This window comes from Kitasatospora sp. NPDC001683, assembly GCF_053596495.1.
On sequence record NZ_JBSFGK010000014.1, the window covers coordinates 29,237 to 53,252 of the forward strand.

At 72.0% G+C, this 24,016-nt stretch carries 23 protein-coding genes and 2 tRNA genes; 5 read left to right on the forward strand and 20 right to left on the reverse strand.

The window, feature by feature from the left end; all coding sequences use genetic code 11:
• Positions 1-24: 24 nt before the first annotated feature.
• The 8 genes from ACWCYO_RS10230 to ACWCYO_RS10265 form a co-directional block, all read right to left on the reverse strand.
• Positions 25-816, reverse strand: coding sequence for a hypothetical protein (locus tag ACWCYO_RS10230; RefSeq protein WP_449783946.1), 792 nt, complete (start codon positions 814-816; stop codon positions 25-27).
• Positions 806-1,327, reverse strand: coding sequence for a SigE family RNA polymerase sigma factor (locus tag ACWCYO_RS10235; RefSeq protein WP_270144600.1), 522 nt, complete (start codon positions 1,325-1,327; stop codon positions 806-808). The genes ACWCYO_RS10230 and ACWCYO_RS10235 overlap by 11 nt, the downstream gene beginning before the upstream one ends.
• Before the next feature lie 93 nt (positions 1,328-1,420).
• Complete coding sequence (locus tag ACWCYO_RS10240; RefSeq protein ID WP_270144601.1) at positions 1,421-1,744, reverse strand: hypothetical protein; 324 nt, start codon at positions 1,742-1,744, stop codon at positions 1,421-1,423.
• A 139-nt stretch (positions 1,745-1,883) separates the two neighbouring features.
• Positions 1,884-2,462 carry an aminoacyl-tRNA hydrolase gene (pth, locus tag ACWCYO_RS10245; RefSeq protein ID WP_270144602.1) on the reverse strand — a complete coding sequence of 193 codons (579 nt, stop codon included), beginning with the start codon at positions 2,460-2,462 and terminating at the stop codon, positions 1,884-1,886.
• Between the two features lie 146 nt (positions 2,463-2,608).
• A complete protein-coding gene (locus ACWCYO_RS10250; protein WP_270144603.1) occupies positions 2,609-3,199 on the reverse strand; it encodes a 50S ribosomal protein L25/general stress protein Ctc in 591 nt (196 codons plus the stop codon).
• Positions 3,200-3,562: 363 nt separating this feature from the next.
• Positions 3,563-4,540 (reverse strand): ribose-phosphate diphosphokinase, encoded by a 978-nt coding sequence (locus tag ACWCYO_RS10255; RefSeq protein ID WP_270144605.1) that lies wholly within the window; start codon positions 4,538-4,540, stop codon positions 3,563-3,565.
• 200 nt (positions 4,541-4,740) lie between these two features.
• Entirely contained in the window at positions 4,741-6,195 is a 1,455-nt protein-coding gene (gene glmU / locus ACWCYO_RS10260) for a bifunctional UDP-N-acetylglucosamine diphosphorylase/glucosamine-1-phosphate N-acetyltransferase GlmU (RefSeq protein ID WP_270144607.1), read from the reverse strand.
• Positions 6,196-6,337: 142 nt separating this feature from the next.
• Positions 6,338-6,410: transfer RNA gene (locus tag ACWCYO_RS10265), tRNA-Gln, on the reverse strand.
• Positions 6,411-7,294: 884 nt separating this feature from the next.
• On the opposite strand from ACWCYO_RS10265, the gene ACWCYO_RS10270 reads away from it, so the two are divergent.
• Entirely contained in the window at positions 7,295-8,275 is a 981-nt protein-coding gene (locus ACWCYO_RS10270) for an acyl-CoA desaturase (RefSeq protein ID WP_270144609.1), read from the forward strand.
• A 248-nt stretch (positions 8,276-8,523) separates the two neighbouring features.
• Positions 8,524-9,126, forward strand: coding sequence for a TetR/AcrR family transcriptional regulator (locus ACWCYO_RS10275; RefSeq protein WP_270151038.1), 603 nt, complete (start codon positions 8,524-8,526; stop codon positions 9,124-9,126).
• A 43-nt stretch (positions 9,127-9,169) separates the two neighbouring features.
• Here ACWCYO_RS10275 and ACWCYO_RS10280 read toward each other — a convergent pair whose 3' ends face one another.
• Positions 9,170-9,961 (reverse strand): methyltransferase domain-containing protein, encoded by a 792-nt coding sequence (locus ACWCYO_RS10280; RefSeq protein WP_449783947.1) that lies wholly within the window; start codon positions 9,959-9,961, stop codon positions 9,170-9,172.
• Positions 9,962-10,071: 110 nt separating this feature from the next.
• On the opposite strand from ACWCYO_RS10280, the gene ACWCYO_RS10285 reads away from it, so the two are divergent.
• Entirely contained in the window at positions 10,072-10,569 is a 498-nt protein-coding gene (locus ACWCYO_RS10285) for a MarR family winged helix-turn-helix transcriptional regulator (protein WP_270144612.1), read from the forward strand.
• 42 nt (positions 10,570-10,611) lie between these two features.
• Here the strand turns inward: ACWCYO_RS10285 and ACWCYO_RS10290 are convergent, their stop codons facing one another.
• From ACWCYO_RS10290 to ACWCYO_RS10320, 7 genes are all read right to left on the reverse strand, one after another.
• Positions 10,612-11,565: a LuxR C-terminal-related transcriptional regulator gene (locus tag ACWCYO_RS10290; RefSeq protein WP_270144614.1), complete on the reverse strand. Its 954-nt coding sequence runs from the start codon at positions 11,563-11,565 to the stop codon at positions 10,612-10,614.
• Between the two features lie 176 nt (positions 11,566-11,741).
• Positions 11,742-12,248 carry a zinc ribbon domain-containing protein gene (locus ACWCYO_RS10295; protein WP_449783989.1) on the reverse strand — a complete coding sequence of 169 codons (507 nt, stop codon included), beginning with the start codon at positions 12,246-12,248 and terminating at the stop codon, positions 11,742-11,744.
• Positions 12,220-12,513, reverse strand: coding sequence for a hypothetical protein (locus ACWCYO_RS10300; protein WP_449783948.1), 294 nt, complete (start codon positions 12,511-12,513; stop codon positions 12,220-12,222). Before ACWCYO_RS10300 ends, ACWCYO_RS10295 begins: the two co-directional genes overlap by 29 nt.
• 180 nt (positions 12,514-12,693) lie before the next feature.
• Positions 12,694-13,656: a UDP-glucose 4-epimerase GalE gene (gene galE / locus ACWCYO_RS10305; RefSeq protein ID WP_270144616.1), complete on the reverse strand. Its 963-nt coding sequence runs from the start codon at positions 13,654-13,656 to the stop codon at positions 12,694-12,696.
• Between the two features lie 234 nt (positions 13,657-13,890).
• A complete protein-coding gene (locus ACWCYO_RS10310; RefSeq protein ID WP_449783949.1) occupies positions 13,891-14,559 on the reverse strand; it encodes a LuxR C-terminal-related transcriptional regulator in 669 nt (222 codons plus the stop codon).
• A 209-nt stretch (positions 14,560-14,768) separates the two neighbouring features.
• Positions 14,769-14,844 (reverse strand) — tRNA-Thr (locus tag ACWCYO_RS10315).
• A 134-nt stretch (positions 14,845-14,978) separates the two neighbouring features.
• Positions 14,979-15,401 (reverse strand): winged helix-turn-helix transcriptional regulator, encoded by a 423-nt coding sequence (locus tag ACWCYO_RS10320; RefSeq protein ID WP_270144620.1) that lies wholly within the window; start codon positions 15,399-15,401, stop codon positions 14,979-14,981.
• Positions 15,402-15,530: 129 nt separating this feature from the next.
• Here ACWCYO_RS10320 and ACWCYO_RS10325 point away from each other — a divergent pair, with 129 nt between their 5' ends.
• Positions 15,531-16,127, forward strand: a complete 597-nt coding sequence (locus ACWCYO_RS10325) for a flavodoxin family protein (protein WP_270144621.1) — start codon at positions 15,531-15,533, stop codon at positions 16,125-16,127.
• A 21-nt stretch (positions 16,128-16,148) separates the two neighbouring features.
• Here ACWCYO_RS10325 and ACWCYO_RS10330 read toward each other — a convergent pair whose 3' ends face one another.
• From ACWCYO_RS10330 to ACWCYO_RS10345, 4 genes are all read right to left on the reverse strand, one after another.
• A complete protein-coding gene (locus tag ACWCYO_RS10330; RefSeq protein WP_270144622.1) occupies positions 16,149-17,483 on the reverse strand; it encodes an MFS transporter in 1,335 nt (444 codons plus the stop codon).
• Between the two features lie 579 nt (positions 17,484-18,062).
• Positions 18,063-19,259 (reverse strand): S8 family serine peptidase, encoded by a 1,197-nt coding sequence (locus tag ACWCYO_RS10335; RefSeq protein ID WP_449783950.1) that lies wholly within the window; start codon positions 19,257-19,259, stop codon positions 18,063-18,065.
• A gap of 253 nt (positions 19,260-19,512) precedes the next feature.
• The gene (locus tag ACWCYO_RS10340; protein WP_449783951.1) at positions 19,513-21,153 is read right to left on the reverse strand and encodes a WXG100 family type VII secretion target; all 1,641 of its coding nucleotides are present in this window, start codon (positions 21,151-21,153) and stop codon (positions 19,513-19,515) included.
• Positions 21,154-21,195: 42 nt separating this feature from the next.
• A complete protein-coding gene (locus tag ACWCYO_RS10345) occupies positions 21,196-21,765 on the reverse strand; it encodes a hypothetical protein (RefSeq protein WP_270144626.1) in 570 nt (189 codons plus the stop codon).
• A gap of 315 nt (positions 21,766-22,080) precedes the next feature.
• Between ACWCYO_RS10345 and ACWCYO_RS10350 the strand changes: the two genes are divergently transcribed.
• The gene (locus ACWCYO_RS10350; RefSeq protein ID WP_449783952.1) at positions 22,081-23,961 is read left to right on the forward strand and encodes an FUSC family protein; all 1,881 of its coding nucleotides are present in this window, start codon (positions 22,081-22,083) and stop codon (positions 23,959-23,961) included.
• Positions 23,962-24,016: the final 55 nt, after the last annotated feature.

The following is a 24,016-nucleotide window of genomic DNA, read 5'->3' on the forward strand; positions in this document are numbered from 1 at the left end:
GAGCACCGGCCCCACGCCGTTCCGTCAGAGGCTGACCGAGACCAGGTTCCCGTACTGCCGGACGATCTCCGCCGCCCCGGCGGTCTCCGGCTGCGGGGTGTGGACGATCACCCCCTTGCCGTCCAGGGCGATCTCCACCCACGCGATGAGCACGCCCTTCGTCGCCGCCCAGTCCCCGGCCTCCGCGCGGATCTCCTTGGCGAGCCTCAGCTGCTCGGGGTACGAGGGCGCGGCGACGAACCGCAGCTTCACCGCGGGCCACTGCGCCACGGCCCGCGACGCGGCGGCGTCCAGGCCCGTCGGACCCGGGCTGCGCATCACGACCAGCGTGGCCGCGGCCGGGTCCAGGCAGGTCGCGAAGTAGTGGTCCCCGTACTCCTGCCGCGCCATCCGCTCGACCGCCTGGCCCGCCGCCACCAGGTCCGCCCTCCCCGGTTGGTCCGACGCCGGTGCCGAGGACGGCCCGCTCTGGCAGTTCCGGACGAACTTCACCCGCTCGTCGGTCTCGGCTCCCCGCGACGTCCTGGTCGGGGTCACCGTCGGCTTCACGATCGGGGTCACGGTCGGCGTCACGACCCGGGTCCCTGCCGGCCCGGCGGCCGTACTCGCGCTCCCCCCGCCGCCCAGCTGCGTCAGCACCCCCGCGCCGACGGCCAGCACCGCCACCGCCGTGACAGCCCGCAGCACCCGCTGCCGCCGGGCCCGCCGGCGCCCCGCCTCGCGCAGCTCGGCCAGCGGCGGGCTGCCGCCGATCCCCGCCGCACGCACCCCGAGCCGGACGGACAGCTCCTCCTCGAACTCGTCCTCAGCGCTCACGCCCCACCAACTCCCTCGCCGGTTGCAGTTCCTGTCGAAGCGCCTTGATCCCCCGCGCCAGGTGGGTCTTCGCCGTGGTCACCGAGCACCCCAGCTCCACCGCCACCTGGGCGACGGACAGGTCCAGGTAGTAGCGCAGCACCACCGCCGCCCGCTGCCGCCGCGGCAGCCCGGCCAGCGCCGCCGCCAACTGCCCATCCCGCTCCGCCTCCTGGACCGCCGGCCGGTCCGGCAGGGCGGCCGTCAGCACCTCGCGTCTGGTCCGGCGCCACCGCGAGACGTGGGTGCGGACCATCGCCCTGCGGACGTACCCCTCGGCCGCCCCGGGCTCCCGGATCGCCGACCGCTTCGGGTACACCCGTGCCAGAGCCTCGTGCAACAGGTCCCGGGCGTCGTGAACATCCCCGGTGATCAGGTACGCCCCCCGCAGGAGGGCCTGGTACCGCGCCGCGACGAACTCGTCGAACGGGTCGGATCCGGAACCCCCCGGGCGCATCGATTCGCGCTTCATACCCTCATGACGCGCCACTCGCCGGAAACGGATGACAAGACGGCGAAGGGCCGGTGCCCACTCCCGTGGACACCGGCCCCGCACGTCACGTTCCTACTCCGCGGGCTCGCCCGCGCGCCGGCGCTTCAGCCACAGCGCCGCGCCGCCGGCCGCGACCACCAGGCCGCCGCCGACCGCCAGCAGCCCGGCGTCCGGGCCGACCGAATCGCCCAGCACCGGACCGAACTGCGCCGCCGCGGGCTCCGGCGAGACCACCGGATCCGGCTCGGCCACCGGATCGGCGTGCGCCACCGCACCGCTGGACAGCAGCACCCCGGCCGCCCCCAGCGCACCGGCGGCGCCGACCCGTCGTCCGAGCTGCTTCAGCCGGACGACCCGGAGCCGCCGAAGTCGGCGGACCGGACGCAATCTCCGCATCGAGAACTCCCCAGGACCCGTTCGCGTACCAGGGCGACGGTATCCGATCCCGCACAGGCTTCTCACACGGATTCAGGTTTGGGCGGCCAAGCGTTGTACGACCGTTGCGTACCCGGCACACGGTGCACATGACGGACCCTCAGGAGTTGTAGGTGCCCTGGGCCCGCTCCAGCCCCTCGGACAGCAGCGCCTCCACCGCGTCCGCCGAGCGGTCCACGAACCACTCCAGTTCCTTGCGCTCGGCCGAGGAGAAGTCCTTCAGCACGAAGTCCGCGACCTCCATCCGGCCGGGCGGACGGCCGATCCCGCAGCGCACCCGGTGGTAGTCCGGGCCGAGCGACTTGGTGATCGACTTCAGCCCGTTGTGGCCGTTGTCCCCGCCGCCCAGCTTCAGCCGCAGCGCCGCGTAGTCGATGTCCAGCTCGTCGTGGACGGCGATCAGCGCCGAGGCCGGCACCTTGTAGAAGTCCCGCAGCGCCGTCACCGGCCCGCCGGAGAGGTTCATGAAGGACATCGGCTTGGCCAGCACCACCCGCTTGCCCGCCAGCCGCCCCTCGGCCACCTGCGCCCGGCTCTTGTGCGCCTTGAACTTGGCGCCCATCCGCTGCGCCAGCAGGTCCACCACCATGAAGCCGATGTTGTGCCGGTTCCTGGCGTACTGCTCCCCGGGGTTGCCCAGCCCGACCACCAGCCAGGGCCCGTCGTACTCCTCACTCATGCGATTCGCTCGCTCCGCTCGCTCATGGCCTCTCTCCTTCGCGCTCGACTCCGCGCTCGACGTCATCATCCCGGACGCACCGCTGCCCCGGCCGCTCCAGGGGAGCGACCGGGGCAGCGGTCAACAGCAGTGCTGCGCTACGGGGCTCAGGCCTCGGCGCCCTCGGCGGCCTCCTCGGCCTCCTCCTCGACCGGGGCGGCCTGGGCGGCGATGACCTGCAGCACGACGGCGTCGGCGTCGACGGCCAGCGAGACGTTGGCCGGCAGGACGATGTCCTTGGCGTGGACGGAGGCGCCGGCCTCCAGGCCCTCGATGGAGACGGTGACGGCCTCGGGCAGGTGGGTGGCCTCGGCCTCGACCGGCAGGGCCTGCAGGACGTGCTCCAGCAGGTTGCCACCGGCGGCCAGCTCGCCCTCGGTGTGGACCGGAACCTCGACGGTGACCTTCTCGCCACGCTTGACCAGCAGCAGGTCGACGTGCTCGATGGTGCGCTTGATGGCCTCGCGCTGGACGGCCTTCGGCAGGACGTACTCGTCCTTGCCGTCGATCGGAACGACCAGCAGGGCGTTCGGGGTCTTGAGGGCCATCATCAGGTCGTGGCCGGGCAGGTTCAGGTGAACCGGGGCGTGGCCGTGGCCGTAGACGACACCGGGGACGAAGCCGGCGCGGCGGGCGCGACGGGCGGCACCCTTGCCGAACTCGGTACGGGTCTCGGCGGCAAGGCGGATCTCGGACACGACTGCACTCCTCGGGAAGACTGGCGCGGGGGTGCAGGCAACGCGAAAAACCGCCGGGACCACACCCTCAGTACGTTCGGGGGTCACTCGGCGGCAACGGCCTCTGCCGGCGGACGGAATCCGCTACCGGCAGCGCGTCGATCACGGTGTCGGTGCCCGTCGAGCAGGCACACGGCATCCCTCGCCGAGCAGTTTCACGAGTCTAACCGCACCGACCCGCTCCCGCGAAATCGGCCCCCCTCCCGGGAAACCGGAGGCGGCCCCGGACCGTCGGTGGTCCGGGGCCGCCTGCGCGGGGCTTCGTCAGTGCACGCCCTCGAGGATCAGCGCACGCCCTCGAGGATCAGTGCACGCCCTCGAGGATCAGTGCACGCCCTCGAAGAGGCTGGTGACCGAGCCCTCCTCGAACACCTCGCGGATCGCGGCCGCGATCGACGGGGCGATGGACAGCGTGGTGATCTTGTCGAGCTGGAGCTGCGCCGGGGTGGGCAGCGTGTTGGTGAACACGAACTCGCTCACCCGCGAGTTCTTCAGCCGGTCCGCGGCCGGGCCGGAGAGCACGCCGTGGGTGGCGGCGACCAGGACGTCCGCCGCGCCGTTCTCGAACAGCGCGTCGGCCGCGGCGCAGATCGTGCCGGCGGTGTCGATCATGTCGTCGACCAGGACGCAGACCCGGTCCTGGACGTCACCGACGACCTCGGCCGACAGGATGGTGTTGGCCTGGGTCATGTCGCGGCGCTTGTGGATGATCGCCAGCGGGGCGTCCAGCCGGTCGCACCACTGGTCGGCGACCTTGACCCGGCCGGCGTCCGGCGAGACGACGGTCAGCTTCGAGCGGTCCACCTTCTCGCCGATGTAGTCGGCCAGCAGCGGCAGCGCGAACAGGTGGTCCACCGGGCCGTCGAAGAAGCCCTGGATCTGCGCGGTGTGCAGGTCCACGGCCATCAGCCGGTCGGCACCGGCCTGGCGGAGCAGGTCGGCGACCAGGCGGGCCGAGATCGGCTCGCGGCCCAGGTGCTTCTTGTCCTGGCGGGCGTAGCCGTAGAACGGCAGGATCGCGGTGATGCTCCGGGCGGAGGCCCGCTTCAGAGCATCGATCATGATCAGCTGTTCCATGATCCACTGGTTGATGGGAGCCGTGTGGCTCTGCATCACGAAGCAGTCCGCGCCGCGCGCCGACTCCAGGAAGCGGACGTAGATCTCGCCGTTGGCGAAGTCCAGGGCCTTGGTCGGGACCAGCTCGGTCCCCAGCGCCTCGGCAACCTCCTTCGCCAGTTCGGGGTGGGCACGGCCGGAAAAGAGCTTCAGCTTCTTCTCACCCGACGTCGTGATCCCGCTCACTGCACCGTCTCCTCGCGTTGCGGACGCTGAACCCCTCTCCCGAGGAGGGCAGGCGCAGCCGGCACCCACGGGGATCAGGGAATTGTCGGTACGCCTGGACACGGGCGGTAGCCCCAGTGGCGCACGTATGTCCCCAAGGTTACGCGCCCGCACGGAAACCGTCCGCCCCGGGACCGCCCGACCGGCCCCCGCCCTGGCCGTCAGGCCTCCGCGGCGCCGTCCGTCGCGGCCTTCGCCGCCTGCGCGGACGTCGTCCCCGGGCGCTTGCGCGCCACCCAGCCCTCGATGTTGCGCTGCTGCGCGCGGTTCACGCCGAGTGCGCCGGGCGGAACGTCGGTGGTGATCACCGAGCCCGCGCCGGTGTAAGCGCCGTCACCGACGGTGACCGGGGCGATGAACATGTTGTCCGAACCGGTACGGCAGTGCGCGCCGATGACCGTGCGGTGCTTGTTGACCCCGTCGTAGTTCACGGTGACCGAGGCCGCGCCGACGTTGGTGCCCTCGCCGATCGTGGCGTCGCCGATGTAGGAGAGGTGCGGCACCTTGGCGCCCTCGCCCAGCTCGGAGTTCTTGATCTCGACGTAGGTGCCGACCTTCGCCTTGCGGGCCAGCTTCGCGCCCGGCCGCAGGTAGGCGTACGGGCCGGCGGCGGCCAGCTCACCGATCTCGGCGCTGACGGCCGTGGTGTTGCTCACACGGGCGCCGGCGCCGACCAGGGTGTCGGTCAGGGTCGAGTTCGGGCCCACCTCGCAGCCCTCGCCCAGGTGGGTGGCGCCCTGCAGCTGGGTGTTCGGCAGCACGACCGCGTCCGGCTCGTACGTCACCTGGACGTCGAACCAGGCGGTCGCCGGGTCCACCACGGTGACGCCGGCCCGCATCGCCCGCTCCAGCAGGCGGTCGTTCAGCAGCCGGCGGGCCTGCGCCAGCTGGACCCGGTCGTTGATGCCCAGGATGTCCCGGTGGTCCTCGGCGACCACGGCGCCGACCCGGTGCCCGGCCTTGCGCAGGATCTCCAGGGTGTCGGTCAGGTACTCCTCGCCCTGCGAGTTGTCCGTGGTGAGCTCGGCCAGCGCCTCGGTGAGCAGCTTGGCGTCGAAGGCGAAGACGCCCGAGTTGATCTCGGCGATCGCGCGCTGGGTGTCGGTGGCGTCCCGCTCCTCGACGATCGCGGCGACCGTGCCGTCCTCGTCGCGCAGGATCCGGCCGTAGCCGAAGGGCTCCGGGACGACGGCGGTCAGCACGGTGACGCCGTTCTGCTGCGCCTCGTGCGACTTCGCCAGCCGGCGCAGGGTGTCCCCGGTCAGCAGCGGGGAGTCCCCGGCGGTGACGATCACGGTGCCGTCCAGCGTCACGCCGTCGGCGGCCAGCGCCTCCAGCGCGGTGCGCACCGCGTGGCCGGTGCCGTTCTGCTCCTCCTGCACCACCGGGCGCACGCCCGGGTAGTGCGCCGCCAGGTGCTCCTCGACCTGCTCGCGCTGGTGTCCGACGACCACGACCAGCTGCCCGGGCGTCAGTTCCCCGGCCGCCGACACCGCGTGACCCACCAGTGAGCGCCCGCACACCTCGTGCAGCACCTTGGGCAGCTTGTTCGACTTCATCCGGGTCCCGCCACCGGCGGCGAGCACGACAACGGCGGCAAGCGAATTGGCACCCATGCGGGGAGGCTCCTCAGTAGGTTCACAGAGAGGGCAGAGCAGGCCCGGGCAGAGGCCCGCACGCATGCCCTGGCGCTTATGAGGATAGCTGCGGAAGAAAAACCGCCCGCTGGCCAGATCTGGCCACCGGACACGTACACGGCTCCGCCGGATGGACTCGAACCATCACTGCAAGGCTCCAAAGGCCTGCGGGCTGCCAATTACCCCACGGCGGATAGCTGGTCAGACCCTACCCGAGTCAGCCCCGCCCTGGGTATCAGCTATGCCCGTCCACCAACCCTCGATTCGGCGATACAGGTCCGCACTCCTCAAGACGCTGATCGTGAGGCAGCCGTGGTAGCCGATCCCGATGTTCTTCCGCGTCGTCCTCGGATTGTGCCGCTTGAGTGTCGCGCGCCGCAGGAAGTCCACCGGAACCCCCGCGATCAGGACCCAGTACCGTTCCGCCTCGCACACATCCGCCGACTCATGGATCGACACCCGCAGGCGCCAACGGTCCTGCCCGACCCAGTAGCTTCAGCCAGGCGAGGTAGACCTGGACCACCTGCGGGTCACTGTTGATGAAGGTGGCCTTCTCGCGCCGGTCGTACGGCTTGTCCTTGCACCCTTCCGCCCAGTAGAGCGCGACCCCGACCGGAAGAGCTCCCGATCACTGAGGTCGCCGATCTCGGCACGGGCCGCCGCCTTGGTCGCCCGGCGCTCCTCGTCCCGCTGCCTGCGGACCGGCCCCCAGCGGGTTTCGGCCGCCTTCGCGACTGCTGCCGTGGCGTGATCGGCCTCGGCAGGTCCCGGCACCACAGGGATATCGAGCTCTTCTACACGCCGATCTCGACCTGGATCTCGTCGTAGGTGCGCCCCTCTCGCCGGAGGCGGCGGGCGGCTTCGCGCTGCTCAGTCTTGGCTCGCACGCGATGAGTGTGCGAGCGACTCGTCCCATCTCGGGGCGGATTCAGAGTTCATCCATCCAGTCGGGTGAATTCACTCGGGTGCCGCGCTGCGGTCTGTTCCGCTGGACACGGAGCGCAACCTACGATGCCGTAGGTTACGCAAACGTAGGCTCCGCCTGTCCCGTTCCCGGGACGTCGCGAAGGGATGCTCCATGACCATCCAGGCCGGCGAGGAGCGCGCGGGGGCCGCCGCGCTCCCGGATCCCTCCGCCGACGCCGCCACCCGGCTGTCCGCGACCCGCGGCGGGGAGAAGCAGGGTCTCGCCGAGCGGATCGCGCTCGCCCTGTTCATCCTCGTGCCGTTCGCCGCCCTGGTCGCCGCCGTACCGGTGGCCTGGGGGTGGGGGCTCGGCTGGACGGACCTCGCGGTCACCGTCGCCATGTACTTCCTCACCTGTCACGGCATCACCGTCGGCTACCACCGCTACTTCACCCACGGCGCCTTCAAGGCCTCCCGCCCGATGCGGCTGGTCCTGGCGATCGTCGGCAGCCTGGCGGTCGAGGGCCCGCTGGTGCGCTGGGTGGCCGACCACCGCAAGCACCACCGGTTCAGCGACAAGGACGGCGACCCGCACTCGCCTTGGCGCTACGGCGAGAGCGTCCCGGCGCTGATCAAGGGCCTGTGGTGGGCGCACATGGGCTGGATGTTCGACGAGGAGCAGACCCCGCAGCTCAAGTACGCGCCGGACCTGGTCCGCGACCCGGCCATGCGGCGGATCTCCCGGCTGTTCTGGCTCTGGACCACCATCTCGCTGCTGCTGCCCGCGCTGGTCGGCGGCCTGGTCAGCCTGGAGTGGGAGGGCGCGCTGTCCGCCTTCTTCTGGGGCTCGCTGGTCCGGGTGGCCCTGCTGCACCACGTCACCTGGTCGATCAACTCGATCTGCCACGCGGTCGGCCGGCGCCCGTTCCGCTCCCGGGACCGCTCCGGCAACGTCTGGTGGCTCGCGGTGCTCTCCTGCGGGGAGTCCTGGCACAACCTGCACCACGCCGACCCCACCTCGGCCCGGCACGGGGTGCTGCGCGGGCAGATCGACTCCTCGGCCCGGCTGATCCGCTGGTTCGAGCTGGCCGGCTGGGTCCGGGAGGTCCGCTGGCCGGACGCGCAGCGGATCGCCGCCCGCCGCGCAGCATGAGGCGGCGCTTCCAGCATGATGTAGGGGTGAACGGGAGCAGCGCAGACAGCACAGGCGGTCACCACAGCACGCGGACGGACGCGGCGCCCGGAACGGCGCCGGCCCGTCCGCGGGCCGCCGCTGCGGGCTCCACCACCGGTGCCTCCACCGCCGGTGCCTCCAAGGACGACGGTGAACGGGGCGCGGACCGCGCCGCGGAGGGCACCGCGGCCGCGCCCGCCCCGCGCCGCCGGGGCGGCCGGGTCCGGATGACCGGCAAGCAGCGCCGGGAGCAGCTGCTGGAGATCGGCCGGACGGTCTTCGCGGAGCGCGGCTACGACGGCACCTCGGTGGAGGAGATCGCCGAGCGCGCCGGCGTCTCCAAGCCGGTGGTCTACGAGCACTTCGGGGGCAAGGAGGGGCTCTACGCGGTGGTGGTGGACCGCGAGATGCAGCTGCTGCTCGACATGGTGACCGGGGCGCTCACCGGCGGGCACTCCCGGGAGCTGCTGGAGCAGGCGGCGTTCGCGCTGATGGACTACATCGACACCTCGACGGACGGCTTCCGGATCCTGGTCCGGGACTCGCCGGTGGCCCAGTCGACCGGCACCTTCGCCTCGCTGATCAGCGACATCGCGACCCAGGTGGAGGACATCCTGGGCCTGGAGTTCAAGTCCCGGGGCTTCGACGCCCGGCTGGCCCCGATGTACTCGCAGATGCTGGTCGGGATGGTCGCGCTGACCGGCCAGTGGTGGCTGGAGGTCCGCAAGCCGGACAAGGCGACGGTCGCGGCGCACCTGGTGAACCTGGCCTGGCACGGGCTGGAGGGCCTGGAGCGGCACCCGAAGCTGGTCGGCGACCGCAGGGCCTGACCCCGGCTCCGGTGGCCGCTCCCCCTTACTACGCGACCTCGGCCTACCGCTTGACCCCGACCGCGAAGATCCGCCGGAACGGGAAGACCGTCCCGTACGGCCCGGTCGGGTAGGCCTCGCGCAGCAGCCGTCCGTACTCCGCGAGGAAGGCGGCCCGGTCGGCCGGGTCGGTGAGCCGGCCGAGGACCGGGCGCAGCGCGGTGCCCTTGACCCACTCCAGCACCGGGTCCGGCCCGGGCAGCAGGGTGCTGTAGGTGGTCTCCCAGACGTCGACGGCGCAGCCGGCCCCGGCGAGGGCGTCCAGGTACCGCTCCGGCCGGTGGACGCCGTTGCGGACGGCGTCGGTGCCGAGGGCGTCACGCCAGCGGGGGCTGCGGCGCAGTTCGGCGAGCAGGGTGTGGCTGGGGGCCTCGAAGTTGCCGGGCACCTGGAAGGCCACGACCCCGCCGGGTTCGAGGGCGTCCGCCCAGCGCGCCAGCACCGCGAGGTGCCCGTCCACCCACTGGAGGGTCGCGTTCGAGGCGATCAGGTCGGGTCCGGCCGGGGCCGGGTCGTAGTCGCGGGCGTCGGCGAGCAGGTAGTCGGCGGTGGGCTCGCCCCGGGTGCGGGCGGTCTCCAGCATCGGGGCGGAGTTGTCGACTCCGGTGATCCGGGCCTGCGGCCAGCGTTCGCGCAGGACGGCGGTGGAGTTGCCGGGCCCGCAGCCGATGTCGAGGATCGTCGCGGCGGGCTCGTTCGGCAGGGCGGGGACGCGGGCGAGCAGGTCGCGCAGCGGGCGGGTGCGTTCGTCGGCGAAGCGCAGGTACTGCGCCGGGTCCCAGACGGGGCTGGTCATCGTTCACCTCGCAGGTATCTCGATATCAAGATATCTCCGGTAGCCTCGCTGGCATATTTCTCGATGTCAAGAGACTTCACATCGACACATCCACCGATACACTGATCGTCATGGAGGACGAGGTCGACAGGCTGGTCGCAGCGTGGCGCCGGGAGCGCCCCGACCTCGACGTGGAGCCGCTGGAGGTGCTCAGCCGGGTCAGCCGGCTCGCCCGCCACCTCGACCGCGCCCGCCGCACGGCCTTCGCCGAGCACGGCCTGGAGCCCTGGGAGTTCGACGTCCTGACCGCCCTGCGGCGGGCCGGCTCCCCGTACCAGCTCTCCCCCGGCCAGCTGCTCACCCAGACCCTGGTCACCTCCGGCACCATGACCAACCGGATCGACCGCCTCACCGGCAAGGGCCTGGTCAAGCGCCTGCCCGACCCGGACGACCGCCGCGGCGTGCTCGTCCGGCTCACCGACGACGGCCGCGACCGCGCCGACCAGGCGCTGGCCGGCCTGCTGACCCACGAACGCGAACTGCTGGCCCAGCTCAGCTCCGACCAGCAGGGCGAACTCGCCGCCCTGCTGCGGCTGCTCGTCGCACCGTTCGACAACATCCCGGGCTGAGTCCGTTCGGATTCCGGCTGCCCGAGCTCGTTCGGATTCCGGCTACGGGGCGGAGGCGATCGACGGCGGCGCGGCCGGCTCCGCGGGACCGACCCCGGCCCGACGGGCCACCGCGACGGCGGCCAGCGTGGAGTGCACCCCCAGCTTCCCCAGCACGTTCTGCATGTGGGTGCGGACGGTGTGCGGCGACAGGTACAGCCGCTCCGCGACCGCCTGCCGGCCAAGCCCCGCGACCATGCAGCGCAGGATCTGCTTCTCCCGCGGCGTCAGGGTGTCCACCAGCCGCTCGCTCTCGGTGCGGTCCCGCCGGGCGGTGGTGAGCTCGCGGATCACCCCGGTGAGCAGCGCGGGTGGCAGGTGGGTCTCGTCCCGCAGCACGCCCCGGACGACCGCGAGCAGCCGGGCCAGCGAACTCTCCTTCGCCACCCAGCCGGTGGCGCCCGCGTGCAGCGCCCGGGCGGCGCGGCGCGGGTCGTCGGCGGTGGCCAGCACCACCGCGCGCAGCCCCGGGTGGGCCCGGCGGAGCCGGCCGATCAGGCCGATGCCGTCCGGCGGCGGGGCGGCGGGCCTCAGCTGGTCGGCGCGGGCCTGCTCGGCGCGGAGCTGGTCGGACCGCGCCTGGTCCGCCGGCCGGAGGACGGCCGCCGGGGCCGGGGGCACGGCGGTCGACCGGCGCGGCGGCGGGACGGCCCCCGGCGGGACGGCCCCCGGCGGTACCGTCGGGGGCGGGCGGCGCCGGGCCTCCTCGGCCGGTTCGCCGCCGGATCCGGCCCGGTCGGCCGCCCCGGCGGCCCCGGCTCCGGCCCCCAGATCGGCGTCGATCAGCGCCACGTCGTAGGCCCGTCCCTCGGCGGCGGCACGCTCCAGCGCCCGCTCGGCGGCGGCCGCACTGCCGGCCGCGCCCACCTCCACGTCGGGCTCGGCGGCGAGGGCCGCGGCCAGCGCCTCGGCGAAGATACGGTGGTCGTCGACCACCAGGACCCGGATCCGCCCCATCGTCACTACCCCCTGCTCAGAGCACCCGAGCCCGGGAGCGGGGTCCGGTCCGGCGTCCGCGTTCCGGACCGTCCGCTCCGCCCGCCCACCGGTGGCCGGTGAGGCCGAAAGGGCGCCGGCCCCCACCGGTACCGCATTCAGCGTACGGGCCGGGAAACGCGCCCGTGGCGGTTCGGTCAACTACCCGGTACTGAAGTTCCCGGGCTTGCGGTTGACCGTGTGCCTGACGAGTCGCCCCGCCAGCGGTCACCGCGTCTGACCAGCGCTCTACGGAGCGCTGGTGGGGCAGTTGACTTTGCCCCGCTGCCACGCATCGCCCGCGCGTGGCGGATGTTGCGGGAGCCTCCCCCAGCCTTCGGCCGGGAGGTGCCCCCATCATCCGCGTGCATCGTGGTGCCGCAGGCACGGCACGAGAACGTGGCCTGGTCCACTCGGTTGGTCCGGTGGGTGTGCCGGCAGGAGGAGCACTGGCGGGAGGTGATCCTCGGGTCCACGTGGACCACGGGAACGCCCGCGCGTTCGGCCTTGTAGGCAACGAACGCCCCGAGCTGGGCGAACGCCCAGGAGTGGAGGCGGTACCGCCGGTCGTGCTTGGCCTTGACCCTCTCGCGGATGCCCGTCAGGTCTTCCAGGGCGATCCCGCGCGAGGTGCGTTCAGCGGTCGTGACAAGGGATTTGGAGATTCCCGGCCCTGATGTTCGCCTTCAACGTCGCGTAGGCGTCGCAGACCTTCTTCACCACCCGCACCGTAGGCTGCGCGGACAGGTCGAACTCGTCCTTGACCTGCCGGTACACCAACGGCTGGAGACCGCTGCGCCGCTTCTCACCCGACTCGAACGCCACGCGGGAGACGTGATTCGCCGCCCGGTTGCACCCACGCAGAGTGGCGGCCAGCGCGTCGGCCTGGCAGGCCGGTGGCTCCAGCTTCACCCGCACAACGATCTTCACGGAGCGTGAGATTAGTTCACGTAGGGCTACAGGCCAAATCGGGTTAGGTTTCGTCAGGAGTAACGTGAGCGGCCGGGCCTCGTCCGGTTGGACGGCTCCCGGGAGCGCCCTCAGCGCCCTCGGGAGCCGTCCAACTGACCGGCCCGTGCGGGCCGTTGGTGGTTGCCTGCCGATTCGTGCCTACTCGGCGTTCCGCTCCAGGGCGAACTTCCAGGCGTCGGCGACGATGTCGTCCAGGTTCGGGCGGCGCGGCGTCCAGCCCAGCGCCTCGTGGGCGCGCTCGGCGGAGGCCACCAGCACGGCGGGGTCGCCGGCCCGGCGACCGACCACCTGCACCGGGATCTCCCGGCCGGTGACGCGCTTGACCGACTCGATCACCTCGCGCACCGAGAAGCCGCTGCCGTTGCCGAGGTTGCAGATCAGGTGCTCGCCCGGCTTGGCGGCGTCCAGCGCCAGCAGGTGGGCGTCGGCCAGGTCGGCGACGTGGATGTAGTCCCGGATGCAGGTGCCGTCCGGGGTCGGGTAGTCGTCGCCGTACACCGCGATGTGCGGGCGCTGACCGAGCGCGGCCTGGAAGACCAGCGGGATCAGGTGCGACTCGGGGTCGTGGCGCTCGCCGTAGGAGCCGTACGCACCGGCCACGTTGAAGTAGCGCAGCGAGACGGCGGCCAGGCCGTGCGCGACGGCCTCGCTGGTGATCATGTGGTCCATGGCGAGCTTGCTGGCGCCGTAGGTGTTGGTCGGCGAGGTCCGGGCGGTCTCGGCGATCGGCACGACCTCCGGCTCGCCGTACACGGCGGCGGTGGAGGAGAACACCAGCTTGCGCACGCCCGCCGTGCGCATCGCGGTGATCAGCTCCAGCGAACCGGCCACGTTGTTGCGCCAGTACTTCTCCGGGTCCACGACCGACTCGCCGACCTGCGAGGAGGCGGCGAAGTGCAGCACGCCGTCGAAGGAGCCGTCCAGCACCTGGCCGGCCTCCTGGATCCGGCCCTCGACGAACTCGGCACCCGCCGGGACGCTCTCGCGGAAGCCGGTGGAGAGGTCGTCCAGGACGGTCACCTGGTGCCCCGCCTCCAGCAGGTGGGCGGCCACCACGCTGCCGACGTAGCCGGCGCCACCCGTGACCAGGTACTTACTCATGATGAGACCTCCAGCGGGCGATGGGCCGCCCGGTCGGCGGCGCCATCGAAGGAATGCGAACGACTGGGGTCAATTGTCCCTGCCCGGCGGGGTGCTCCGGACCACCCGGGCGCTCGCCGCCGCGCATTCTCACCCAGTCCTCAGCCGGCCTCCTTCTCGGCCGTCTTCCTCGGCCGTCTTCCTCGGCCGTCCTCCCCGGCCGTCCTTCCCAGCCGACTTCCTCAGCCGACTTCCTCAGCCGTCGGACATCCGCTCCAGCAGCCCGGTGCGCGCAGCCACCGCGGCCGCCTCCAGCCGGGTGCGCGCGCCGAGCTTCATCAGCACGCGCTGCACGTGGGTACGGGCGGTGCTCGCGGCGATCCGCATCCCGGCGGCGATCGCCGCGGTGTCCTCGCCGTCCGCGATCCGGGCCAGCACCTGCACCTCACGTCGGGTCAGCAGCCGCAGTAGCCGGACCGCCTCGTCGTCCGGCTCGGCCACCGGGCGCAGCAGTTGGTCGAAGGCTCCGCGCAGCAGGTCCACCGCCACCGCGGCCTCGCCCGCCCGGGCCCGTCCGATCGCCCGCTCGACCACTTCGATCCGCTCGTCGCACGGCACGTACCCCGCTGCTCCGGCCGCGAACGCGCAGGCCACGCCGTGGAGTTCACCGACCGGCCCGAGGACGATCACCGCCACCTCGGGGCGCTCCCGGCGGATCCGGCGCAGCCCGTCGAAAGCACCCGGCTCCCCCGGCGCGGACACCCCCAGCAGGCACACCTCGGGCCGCCGGCCGACCACCAGGTCGGCGGCGACACTGGACGGGGAACCGACCGCGAGCACCCGGTGGCCGCGCAGTTGGAGCGCGGTCGCCAGCGCCTCGGCCAGCAGCCGGTGGTCGTCGACCACCACGAGTCGAACACCCATGACGCCCTCCCGGTCGGGGTCCGGCTCGCGCCCGCACCCCCTCGGGCGGGCGGCCGATGACGCACCATCACAACGCATTCCGTACCCGACCCGCTAGGCCCGCCGGGCCACCGCGTGTCGCCGGACGCGGGGTGAGTCCTGGGCGGGCGCGGGCCGCACTCGGCGCGGGGAACGCGAAAGACCCCCGCCGAGAGGCGAGGGTCTTTCAGTGGAGCCCCCATGCGGAATCGAACCGCAGACCTTCTCCTTACCATGGAGACGCTCTACCGACTGAGCTATAGGGGCTTGCCGGACTTTTTGTTTCTTCCGGGCCGGTCGAACAAGGAAGACATTACACGGCCGTCGGCCCGAAAGGGAAATCGACCCCGACCCGGCCCCCGACCCGGCCCCGCGACCGCTCACCCGCCCCGCCCCGCCGGCTACAGGTCCCCCTCGGCGTGCGCCGCGTCGAACTCCTCGCGAGCCGCGAGCATCCGCTGGGCACGCCGCTCCGTCCAGTGTCCGAGCGGGGAGAGCAGCTCGGCCAGTTCCCGGCCGAGCGGCCGCAGGTCGTAGACCACCCGCGGGGGCGTCTCCGGGAAGACCGTGCGGAGCACCAGGCCGCTGCGCTCCAGGTTGCGCAGTGACTGGGTGAGCATCTTGCGGCTGACCCCGCCGACCCCGCGCTGGAGCTCGGAGAAGCGCTGGGGTCCGCAGGCGTCGAGGCTCATCAGGATCAGCATCGACCACTTGTCGGCGAGCTCGGCGAACAGCTCGCGGCTGGGGCAGAGCCGGGCGAAGACGTCGTACGCCTCCTCCCCGTGCCACTCGGTACCGGCCCGGGCCGTTTCCTCCGTCGTCATGCCGCCCAGGGTAGTCCGACGGTCTCCGATCCACACCTGGTCTCCGATCGACTCTTGGTCTCCAGTGGAGACCTGGTCTATATTGGAGACCGTTCACGCCCGTACCTCCAGCCGCACAGGAGTGCCCGTATGACCGCCATCCGCCCGACCGTCGCGCTCGCCTACCACTCCGGCTACGGCCACACCGCCGTGATAGCCGAGGCCGTCGCCCGCGGCGCCGCCGCCGCAGGTGCCGAGGTCGTCTCGATCGCCGTCGACACCATCACCGAGGAGCAGTGGGCCCAGCTGGACGCCGCCGACGCGATCGTCTTCGGCTCCCCCACCTACATGGGCACCGCCTCCGGCGCCTTCCACGTCTTCGCCGAGGCCACCAGCAAGCGCTGGTTCACCGACGCCTGGAAGGACAAGGTCGCGGCCGGCTTCACCAACTCCGCCTCCAAGAGCGGCGACAAGGCCAGCACCCTCGGCTTCTTCCAGACCCTCGCCGCCCAGCACGGCATGAACTGGGTCAACCTCGGCCTCAAGCCGGGCTGGAACGCCACCACCGCCAGCGAGGACGACCTCAACCGCCTCGGCTTCTTCAGCGGCGCCGCCGCCTCCTCCCCGTCCGACGCGGGCGCCGAGGCCGTCCACAAGGCCGACATCGCGACCGCCGAGCACCTGGGCGAGCGCGTCGCCCGGCACACCGCGATCGTGCTGGCCGGCCGCGCCGCCCTGGCCGGCTGACACTCCCGCCCCCGGGTACGGCTACGCCGCCGGGTCCGCCCCCAGCACGGGCGCCCGGCGGCGTCCGCCGTCCACCGCCGCCAACTCCGCACCGGTGGTGTCCGGCAGCAACCACAGACAGCCCAGGGCCAGCACCCCCAGGGCCGCCAGGTACCAGCCGACCGGCTGCGCCGTCCCGTACGCCGCGGTCAGCCTGGTCGCCACCAGCGGCGTCGTCGCCCCGCCGATCACACCGCCCAGGTTGTACGTCAACGCGGCACCGGTGTAGCGCACCCGGGTCGGGAACAGCTCGGGCAGGAACGCCGCCAACGGGCCCAGCAGACACCCCAGTACCACCATCGCCCCGGCCAGCCCGAGGAACATCAGCGGCCGACGCACCGTCTCCACCAGCGGGAACAGCACCAGCGACCACCCCGCCGCCAGGCCCGTCGCCCACCGCAACGTCCGCCGCCGGCCCCACCGGTCACTGCACGCGGCGCTCCACCACACCGTCACGGCGCCGCCCACCGCCCCGACCAGCAGCATCGCCAGCACCAGCGTGCTCGCCACCCCGAGGCCGGACGTCGTGTACGCCAACGCGTACGTGGTGGTCAGGTAGAACAGCGCGTACCCGATCGTGATCGCCCCGCCGCCCGCCAACACCGGCCGCCAGTGCTCCCGCAGCACCTCCACCACCGGCAGACGGTCCCGCCGCTCGTCCGCCCGGAACAGCGGCGACTCCGCCAGGCGCAACCGCACGAACAGCCCCACCGCCACCAGCGCCAGCGAGGCCAGGAACGGCACCCGCCAGCCCCACTCCCGGAACGACCGCTCGTCCAGGCCCAGTTGCAGCGCCAGGAACCCGCCGTTCGCCAGCACGAACCCACCCGACGGCCCCAACTGCAGGAATCCCCCGTACCGTCCGCGCCGCTCGGCCGGCGCGTTCTCCGCGATCAACAGCGCCGCCCCGCCCCACTCCCCGCCCAACCCGACGCCCTGGCACACCCGCAACACCACCAGCAGCACCGGCGACCACCACCCCCACACCGCGAACCCCGGCAACAACCCCACCGCCGCCGTCGCCAGCCCCATCAACAGCAACGACACCACCAGCGTCGCCTTCCGGCCCACCCGGTCCCCGAAGTGCCCGAACACCACCGCCCCCAACGGCCGGGCCAGGAACGCCACCGCGTACACCGAGAACGCCGCCAACAGCGCCCCCACCGCGCCCAGTTCCGGAAAGAACACCGGCCCGAACACCAACGCGGCCGCCGTCCCGTACAGGAAGAAGTCGTAGAACTCGATCGCCGTCCCGATCAGCGCGGCAGCCGCCGCCCGCCGCAACTGCCCAACCCGCCAAGCACCCTCCGCATCCATACCACCACCCTCACCACCACCCGGGCTCCCCCACCAGCCCCCACCCGAGTGACCTCGGCGCACCTCCCAACCCGCGCGCCGCCCTCACCGCTCCCGCGCGCCCCGCAAGACCACGACAAGTCGCCGCACCAGCAGCGTCACTGCCACACCCGCGACCAGGACGACTGCCACGATCACCGCAATGGCCACGGGCCAGCTGAGACCGCTTTTCCCGCTCCCGACATCCGCCGTGGCCGCAGTGGTGGGCGGCGGCGGCAGGACCGTCGGCGACGGACCGGCAGGCGGCGTGGCCGGCGTCGAGGCCAGGAGCGTGGACGACGGGACCGGTACGGCCACGTCCGCCGGGAGCGGCGACACATCCGCCGGACCTGGATCACCGGGATCCGTCAAGGCGATCCTCGGGCCCCTTGGACGTCTTCTACATCGCCGGGGCGTGCACGGCTTCCAGGTGCCACTGGTGCTGACGGATCGAATCGCCAGCAAGCGCCGGCGCAGCCGCGCGCCCCACCACGCACACGCCCGCGACCCCAACAGTCACAAGCCGCCGAGCCCACATCCAGCGGCCCAACAACACCTGAACTACTTCGCGTACGGGTTGTCCTCCGGCGGCACCGGCGGCTGGTACACCGGCGGAGCCACCAGCGGCGCAGCCGCCGAGGGCTGCGCAGCAGCCTTCCGCCGCCTCAACACCGCGAATACCACCCCGGCCACCACCACCAGCCCAGCCACCACTCCCCCCACGATCGGCATGGCGCTGCCACCCGACCCGGACGACGCATCAGCCTTCGGCTGCGCGGTCGGCGCGCCGGACGCCGCTCCAGCTGGGCTAGGCGCCGACGATGCAGGAACGGACGCACTCGCGGACGGCGACGGAACAGCCGAAGGCGTAGCCGCATCAGCCGGGAGCGGCGACACATCCGCCGGACCGGGATCACCCGGATCCGTCAGCGCAATCCGCGGCCGAACCGCGCCCCAGCCTGCGCTGTCCGTACGGCTGGTCCCGCCATTCGGCCTACCTGCGGTGTTGATGAGTACCCGCAGAATTTGATTTGCCGTCCAGTCCTTATGGACCGACCAGACCAGTGCCGCAGAGGCAGAAACCAGAGCGGCTGCATCCGATGTCCCGTGACTCTTGCAGTACTCAGTCGATGAGGTGCAAGCTGCAAGGATTTCATCACCCGGGGCAACCAGGGCAACATGAGGACCCGTTTCCGATTCAGCGGTAACGACCTCATTACGCCCGATGGCCCCGACGCCCACTACGTTGGGCAGACCCCCTGGATACGACAGCAAATTCCCCGATTGCGCCTCATTTCCAACACTGGCCACAACCAGTACGCCCTTGGAACGCGCAGCAGCGAGGATCCCATCCAGCTTGGCAACGTCCCCCGGAGAAGTGGTCACCGCCGTCACGCCCTGCGAGATATTGACCACTTTCGCGCCCTGGCTCACAGCATAGTCAACGGCCTGGCCGACCTGATCCAGAAAATCCCCCGAAACGAGGGATCCGACAGATCCATTATTGATCTTAAGCGGCAAGATCTTGACACCGGGTGCCAATCCGACAGCGCCCGTCCCCCCCACACCCTTCCCGGTACCAGCGATCAGGCTGGAAATCCCCGTGCCGTGTCCGTCGCCGTACGACCCCACGCCGCCAGGGCTTCCGCTGAAATCCTTACCCGGCAGGAACTGTCCCACCAGATCCGGGTGGTCCAGCCTGAAGCCCCCGTCGATTACCGCGACAGTGATCCCCTGCCCGGTAGAAATCTTCCACATCTCAGGAGCATGCATAGCATCCAGATGCCATTGCCGTGCACGAACTGTATCGTCCGCGACGGCCGGTGCTGCAACCGGTCCGACGAGGGCTCCCGCCGCCAGAAATACTGCGGCAGCCGCCCTCCAGCGCCCCCGTGCGCTCGTCCGCCCCATCACAACTCCTCGTCAAATCCTTCTGCCGACCCGGAAGCACGGCCCGAACAGGTCTGCCCGGTCACTGGGTGAGCCCAGTGACCGGGCAGACATTACCGTCCTACTCAATCACGTCCGGGTTGCTGTGCGGCGTACCGCTGGTCCAGGTCTCCTCGTCCTCATGGAGGTAGTCCGCGCGGTTGCGGCGGTCCCGGTCCTTCTTGCCGCCGGCGCCGCCCGCGCCCGGAGCCATCACGCCGTTCTGCCCGGACCGGGCACCTCCCTCGGCGGCTCCCGCTGCGGCCGCACGGTTGCGCAGACCCGTACCGCCTGGGGTGAACTCGCCGCCAGCAGCTGGGCCCTTGCGGCCGCCAACCGTTCCGCCGGGGGTCGAGGTCAGGCCTCGGCCGCGCGAGCCGCCGACACCGCCGCCGCCGACACCGTGGCCGCCGCCCATCCCGGGGTGCATGCCCATTCCGCCCCCCATGGGCGATCCTCCGACCCGGCCGCCGCCCGCCGCGCCCTCGCGGCCGAAGACCGTTCCGCTGGGCAGGCCCGGGGTGCCGGTCTTGCCGGGGACTGATCCGCCGCCGAAGGGACCGGTACGGAGGGGCACCGAGCCGCCGGCCTTGCCGGGGACGCTGCCGATGCCCTTGGTCGGGACGGAGCCACCGCCGGTCCCGCTTGGGAAACCGCCCATCGGCCCGCTGCCCGGCAGGCCGGGCAGACCGCCAGGGCCATCGGTACCACCGGGGTACCCAGGAGTTCCGCCCGGGCCACTCGGCAGCACGGGACCGCTACCGGGTCCGACCGGGGCGGTCTGGTCCGGCAGGGTCGGGAGGCTGTCGAGGCCGGTACCCGGGCGGGTCACCGGGTCCGACGGGTGGGACGGCGGGATCGTGGAGCCCGGGTCCTGCGGCGGCGGGGGCAGCTGGCCGCCGCCGTGCGGAGGAACCGGTCCGGTGTGGGTCGGGATGGACGGGTCCTGCCAGTGCGTTCCCGGGTCGCGTGATGGCACGGAGCCGCCGCCGTAGGTGCCGCCGGACGAACTGTAGCCTCCGCCGATGCTGCCGCCACTTACACGAGCGCTCCGGCTGGTGCCGCCGTAGCTGCCCGTGCTGCCATTGGATGCCGCAGAGGACTCATATTGGTTGCTCTCCTCCCCAGGCGTCCCCGGCAGCGTCACGTCCGTGGGAATCCCGTTCAGCGTCGTCGTCGCCGCGCTGTACGCCTGAGCCAGGTTCCCCACCTGCTTGGCGGCTTCCTGCTGCTCCTTCTGGATCGTCGCCTTGTACCCGTCGTACTCGTTCTTGGTAACCCAAGCGTCCCCGAGCTTCGCCTTCATGTACTCGTCGGGCGTCTGGCCCATTGTTGAGATCTTCGATTCCACATCCGGGGGAACCGTCTGCTTCTCGTAAGCGGCGACCTTGTCCATCGCGTACTGGGGAAGCTGGGGCATCGCGACCTTGGCCGTACTGAGCGCTTCACCTGCCTGGGTCATCGCCCCGCCGGCGGTCGTGGAGTGTTGACCGATGATCGCCGCGGACTTGTACAGGTTCCCGACCCAGGTCTTGAAGTTCTCAGCGGCCTGCCCCTCCCAGTTGACCGTGCCGAGGTGGGCCTGGAGAGCCGTGCTGAGTTCCGTAAGAACCCGACCGGCGTCCTGGAGCTTGCCGGCTCGTTTCAAGAGCATGTCAGGCGCGGTGCCGTCAACCAGCGCCCTGAGCTCGGCGTGCTGCATGTCGTTGTATTCGTCTGCCATGACCTGTTCCCCGTCTCCCCGTGAGCCTTTCCCGCGCCGCCGTCAGAGGTTCGCGTTGTCCCGCCGCGCCGATCCGCTCGGCCCCGTGACGCCTGCGCTGCTCGCCACTGCGTTCTGGGCGGCCGCCGCGTTCTCGTCACTGGTCCCGTAGGAGCCCGCCGACTGGACCACGGCTTTCTGCATCGCCTGGATCTGCGCCGTGAAGTCCTTGTGGAGCTTGACGAGCTGGCTGTGAACCTTGCTGTAGGCGGAATTCAGGTCCACTGCCTCCGGGAAAGCCCCGGGGTTCTTCCCGCTGACGAAATTCTCCCGAGTCAGCTTCTGCGCTTCGAGCTTGTACGGCGCAGCCTCCGAGCCCTCCATGGCGGCGAGCAAGGCCTCCACCTTCGTGGCGAACGCAGTGAGTGTCTGAATCTCGATCTGGACGTTCTGCCCGCCGAAGGCGGTGACCAGGGCGTTGGCGTCGCCGTACGTCTGCCCCATGCTCACCAGCGGCCCGTAACCACCCCACGGGGTGCTGAGCGAATAGGGCGTCGACCCGACCGTCGCCGCCGGATCCGTCGGCCCCGCCGGCGTCGCCCCCGCGCCTGATGTAGTCGTCGGCTCTCCCACAGCAATCCACCTCTCCCCCGTACGGCCGGCGCCCGGCGACTCCCGGGCCCTTCCCGCCGCAACACACCGTCAACTTCTGGGTCTTACCGTCCTGGTCGGTGAGAACCACCCGCCCTGGGGGCGGTCCCCGCCTCCGTCATCGTAGCCACCGCCCCTGTCGGACCGGCAGGGACCTTGGCCTGCCCGGGCTCGATCGGTACGAACTTGACACGTACAGCCCTGGCCCGGCCCGCTGGGTAGACTGACCCGGTACGCCCCATCTGCCGCGCAATGTCGCACAGCAGCGACCCGAGGCCGCAGAACGGACGTGACGGCATGCCTGCACACGAGCAGATCCCGACCCCCTGGTGGGCCCGTGCCGTGCGGCCGGAGCGGCCGCCGGTGCCGGTGGTGTTGATGGTGCGGGCCGCGGTCGGGATGGTGGTGCCGTTGGTGGTGGGGCTGTGGGCGCACCGGTTGGATCTGGGGGTGTTCGCCGGGCTGGGGGCGATGCACGCGACGATGAACGACCGGGTGGAACCGGCCGTGTTGCGAGTGGCCCGGATCGGGTCGGCTGTGGTGGCGTCGGCGCTGGGGATGCTGGTCGGTACGGCGTTGCAGCACGCGCACGTGGGTGCGGCCGTGCTCGGTGCGGGGCTGACGCTGACGGCCTTCGGGTCCGGTGTGCTGAGTGCGACCGGTCCGCGCGGGTCGGCGGCGGGGATGCTGCTGTTGGTGTCGGCCGCGTTGGGCAGTGGGATGCCGTTGCCGCGGCCGTGGTGGGCGGCGGCGCCGATGATGCTGGTGGGTGCCGCGTTCGTGGTGCTGTTGGGTCTGCCGGCCACCGCGCACGGCGATCCGCGCCGCCGGGCGCTGGCCACCGTGTACGAGGCGCTGGGCCGTACGCTCGCCGATCTGGGCACCGCGCGGGGGGCGGATTCCCGCCGGGTGTTGACGGCCCGGCTGAACCAGTTGCAGGACCTGTTCCCGAACCACCGGAGGGCGGAACCCCCGGGCCTGCGCCCGATGTTCGAGGCGGCCCTGGCCGCGACCGAGGCGGCGACCGGCCTGCTGTGGGCCCGGCGGCCCGTCCCGCCGGAGGTGGCCGCGGTGCCGGGGCGGCTGGCTGAGGCGGTGCGGCAGGACGACGACGAGGAGGTGGTGGTGCCGGACTGGCGGCCGGACACCCCGGCCCGCCAGGCGCTGGACGTGGCGCTGCGGGCCGCGGCCGAGGCCGTGGCGGGGCGCCCCGCGCGGATCGGCACGGCTCCCGCGCCCCCGCCGGATCCGTGGCGGCTGAGGGGCGGGCTGCTGTCCGGACCGTCGGCGCGGTACGGCCTGCGGGTCGCGCTGTGCATCGCGGCGGGTTCGGTGGTGACCGCCAACTTCCCGCTGAGCAAAAGCTATTGGGTGCCGATGACGATCGCCTTCGTGCTGAAGCCGGATCTCGGTTCGGTGTTCCTGCGCGCGGTGAGCCGCGCGGTCGGCACGGTGCTGGGCGTGGCGGTGACGGCGGTGCTGGTGTCGCTGACCACCGAGCAGTGGGCACTGACCGCGGTGGCGGCCGGCTGCGTCGCCCTGCTGCCGTACGCCACGGCGGCGCACTACGGGCTGAACACCCTGGTGATGACGCCGATGGCGCTGCTCCTGCTCCAGCTGGGCGGGCAGAGCAGCGCGGCCGAGTTCTGGCCCCGGGTGCTGGACACCGTACTGGCGAGCGCGATCGTGCTGCTCTTCGGCTACCTGTTGTGGCCGGAGCGCCCGCGCCACCGGATCGAGCCCCGGCTGGTGGCCGCGACGACCGCGCTGCGCGCCTACCTGGACGCGGTGACCGACCACCGGAGGACGGGCGAGGTGTGGCTGCGCCGTACGGCCTACCGGTCGCTGGCGGACGTCCGGCACGAGGTGCGGCAGGGGCTGGCCGAGCCGCCGCCGACCGGCCGGCTGGCCGAGCAGTGGCTGCCGGCGACGGCCGCGCTGGAGCGGCTCGGTGGTGCGGTGGCGGCGTTCGCCGCGCAGATCCGGTACGGCGGCCGGGTGCCGGATCCGGCCGAGACCGAGCGGGTCCGCCGGGCGCTGGACGAACTGACCGCCGCGGCCCGGGAGCACCGCCCCCCGACCAGCACGGCGGCCCGCCCGAGCACGCCGCACGACCCGGCGCTCAGTGCGCTGGGCCGTGCGGCGGACGAACTCGAAGTGCTGCTCAGGAGGCCGTAGTTCAGACGCAGGAGCCGTAGTTCAGCCAAAGGAGCCGCAGTTCAGCCGAAGGAGC

Excerpts from the sequence above, each read along its gene's own strand:
- ACWCYO_RS10235 (WP_270144600.1), bottom strand. The coding sequence starts at position 1,327 with ATGAAGCGCGAATCGATGCGCCCGGGGGGTTCCGGATCCGACCCGTTC.
- ACWCYO_RS10240 (WP_270144601.1), bottom strand. The coding sequence starts at position 1,744 with ATGCGGAGATTGCGTCCGGTCCGCCGACTTCGGCGGCTCCGGGTCGTC.
- pth (WP_270144602.1), bottom strand. The coding sequence starts at position 2,462 with ATGAGTGAGGAGTACGACGGGCCCTGGCTGGTGGTCGGGCTGGGCAAC.
- glmU (WP_270144607.1), bottom strand. The coding sequence starts at position 6,195 with ATGGGTGCCAATTCGCTTGCCGCCGTTGTCGTGCTCGCCGCCGGTGGC.
- ACWCYO_RS10270 (WP_270144609.1), top strand. The coding sequence starts at position 7,295 with ATGACCATCCAGGCCGGCGAGGAGCGCGCGGGGGCCGCCGCGCTCCCG.
- ACWCYO_RS10275 (WP_270151038.1), top strand. The coding sequence starts at position 8,524 with ATGACCGGCAAGCAGCGCCGGGAGCAGCTGCTGGAGATCGGCCGGACG.
- ACWCYO_RS10280 (WP_449783947.1), bottom strand. The coding sequence starts at position 9,961 with ATGACCAGCCCCGTCTGGGACCCGGCGCAGTACCTGCGCTTCGCCGAC.
- ACWCYO_RS10285 (WP_270144612.1), top strand. The coding sequence starts at position 10,072 with ATGGAGGACGAGGTCGACAGGCTGGTCGCAGCGTGGCGCCGGGAGCGC.
- ACWCYO_RS10290 (WP_270144614.1), bottom strand. The coding sequence starts at position 11,565 with ATGGGGCGGATCCGGGTCCTGGTGGTCGACGACCACCGTATCTTCGCC.
- galE (WP_270144616.1), bottom strand. The coding sequence starts at position 13,656 with ATGAGTAAGTACCTGGTCACGGGTGGCGCCGGCTACGTCGGCAGCGTG.
- ACWCYO_RS10310 (WP_449783949.1), bottom strand. The coding sequence starts at position 14,559 with ATGGGTGTTCGACTCGTGGTGGTCGACGACCACCGGCTGCTGGCCGAG.
- ACWCYO_RS10320 (WP_270144620.1), bottom strand. The coding sequence starts at position 15,401 with ATGACGACGGAGGAAACGGCCCGGGCCGGTACCGAGTGGCACGGGGAG.
- ACWCYO_RS10325 (WP_270144621.1), top strand. The coding sequence starts at position 15,531 with ATGACCGCCATCCGCCCGACCGTCGCGCTCGCCTACCACTCCGGCTAC.
- ACWCYO_RS10330 (WP_270144622.1), bottom strand. The coding sequence starts at position 17,483 with ATGGATGCGGAGGGTGCTTGGCGGGTTGGGCAGTTGCGGCGGGCGGCG.
- ACWCYO_RS10335 (WP_449783950.1), bottom strand. The coding sequence starts at position 19,259 with ATGTGGAAGATTTCTACCGGGCAGGGGATCACTGTCGCGGTAATCGAC.
- ACWCYO_RS10340 (WP_449783951.1), bottom strand. The coding sequence starts at position 21,153 with ATGGCAGACGAATACAACGACATGCAGCACGCCGAGCTCAGGGCGCTG.
- ACWCYO_RS10350 (WP_449783952.1), top strand. The coding sequence starts at position 22,081 with ATGCCTGCACACGAGCAGATCCCGACCCCCTGGTGGGCCCGTGCCGTG.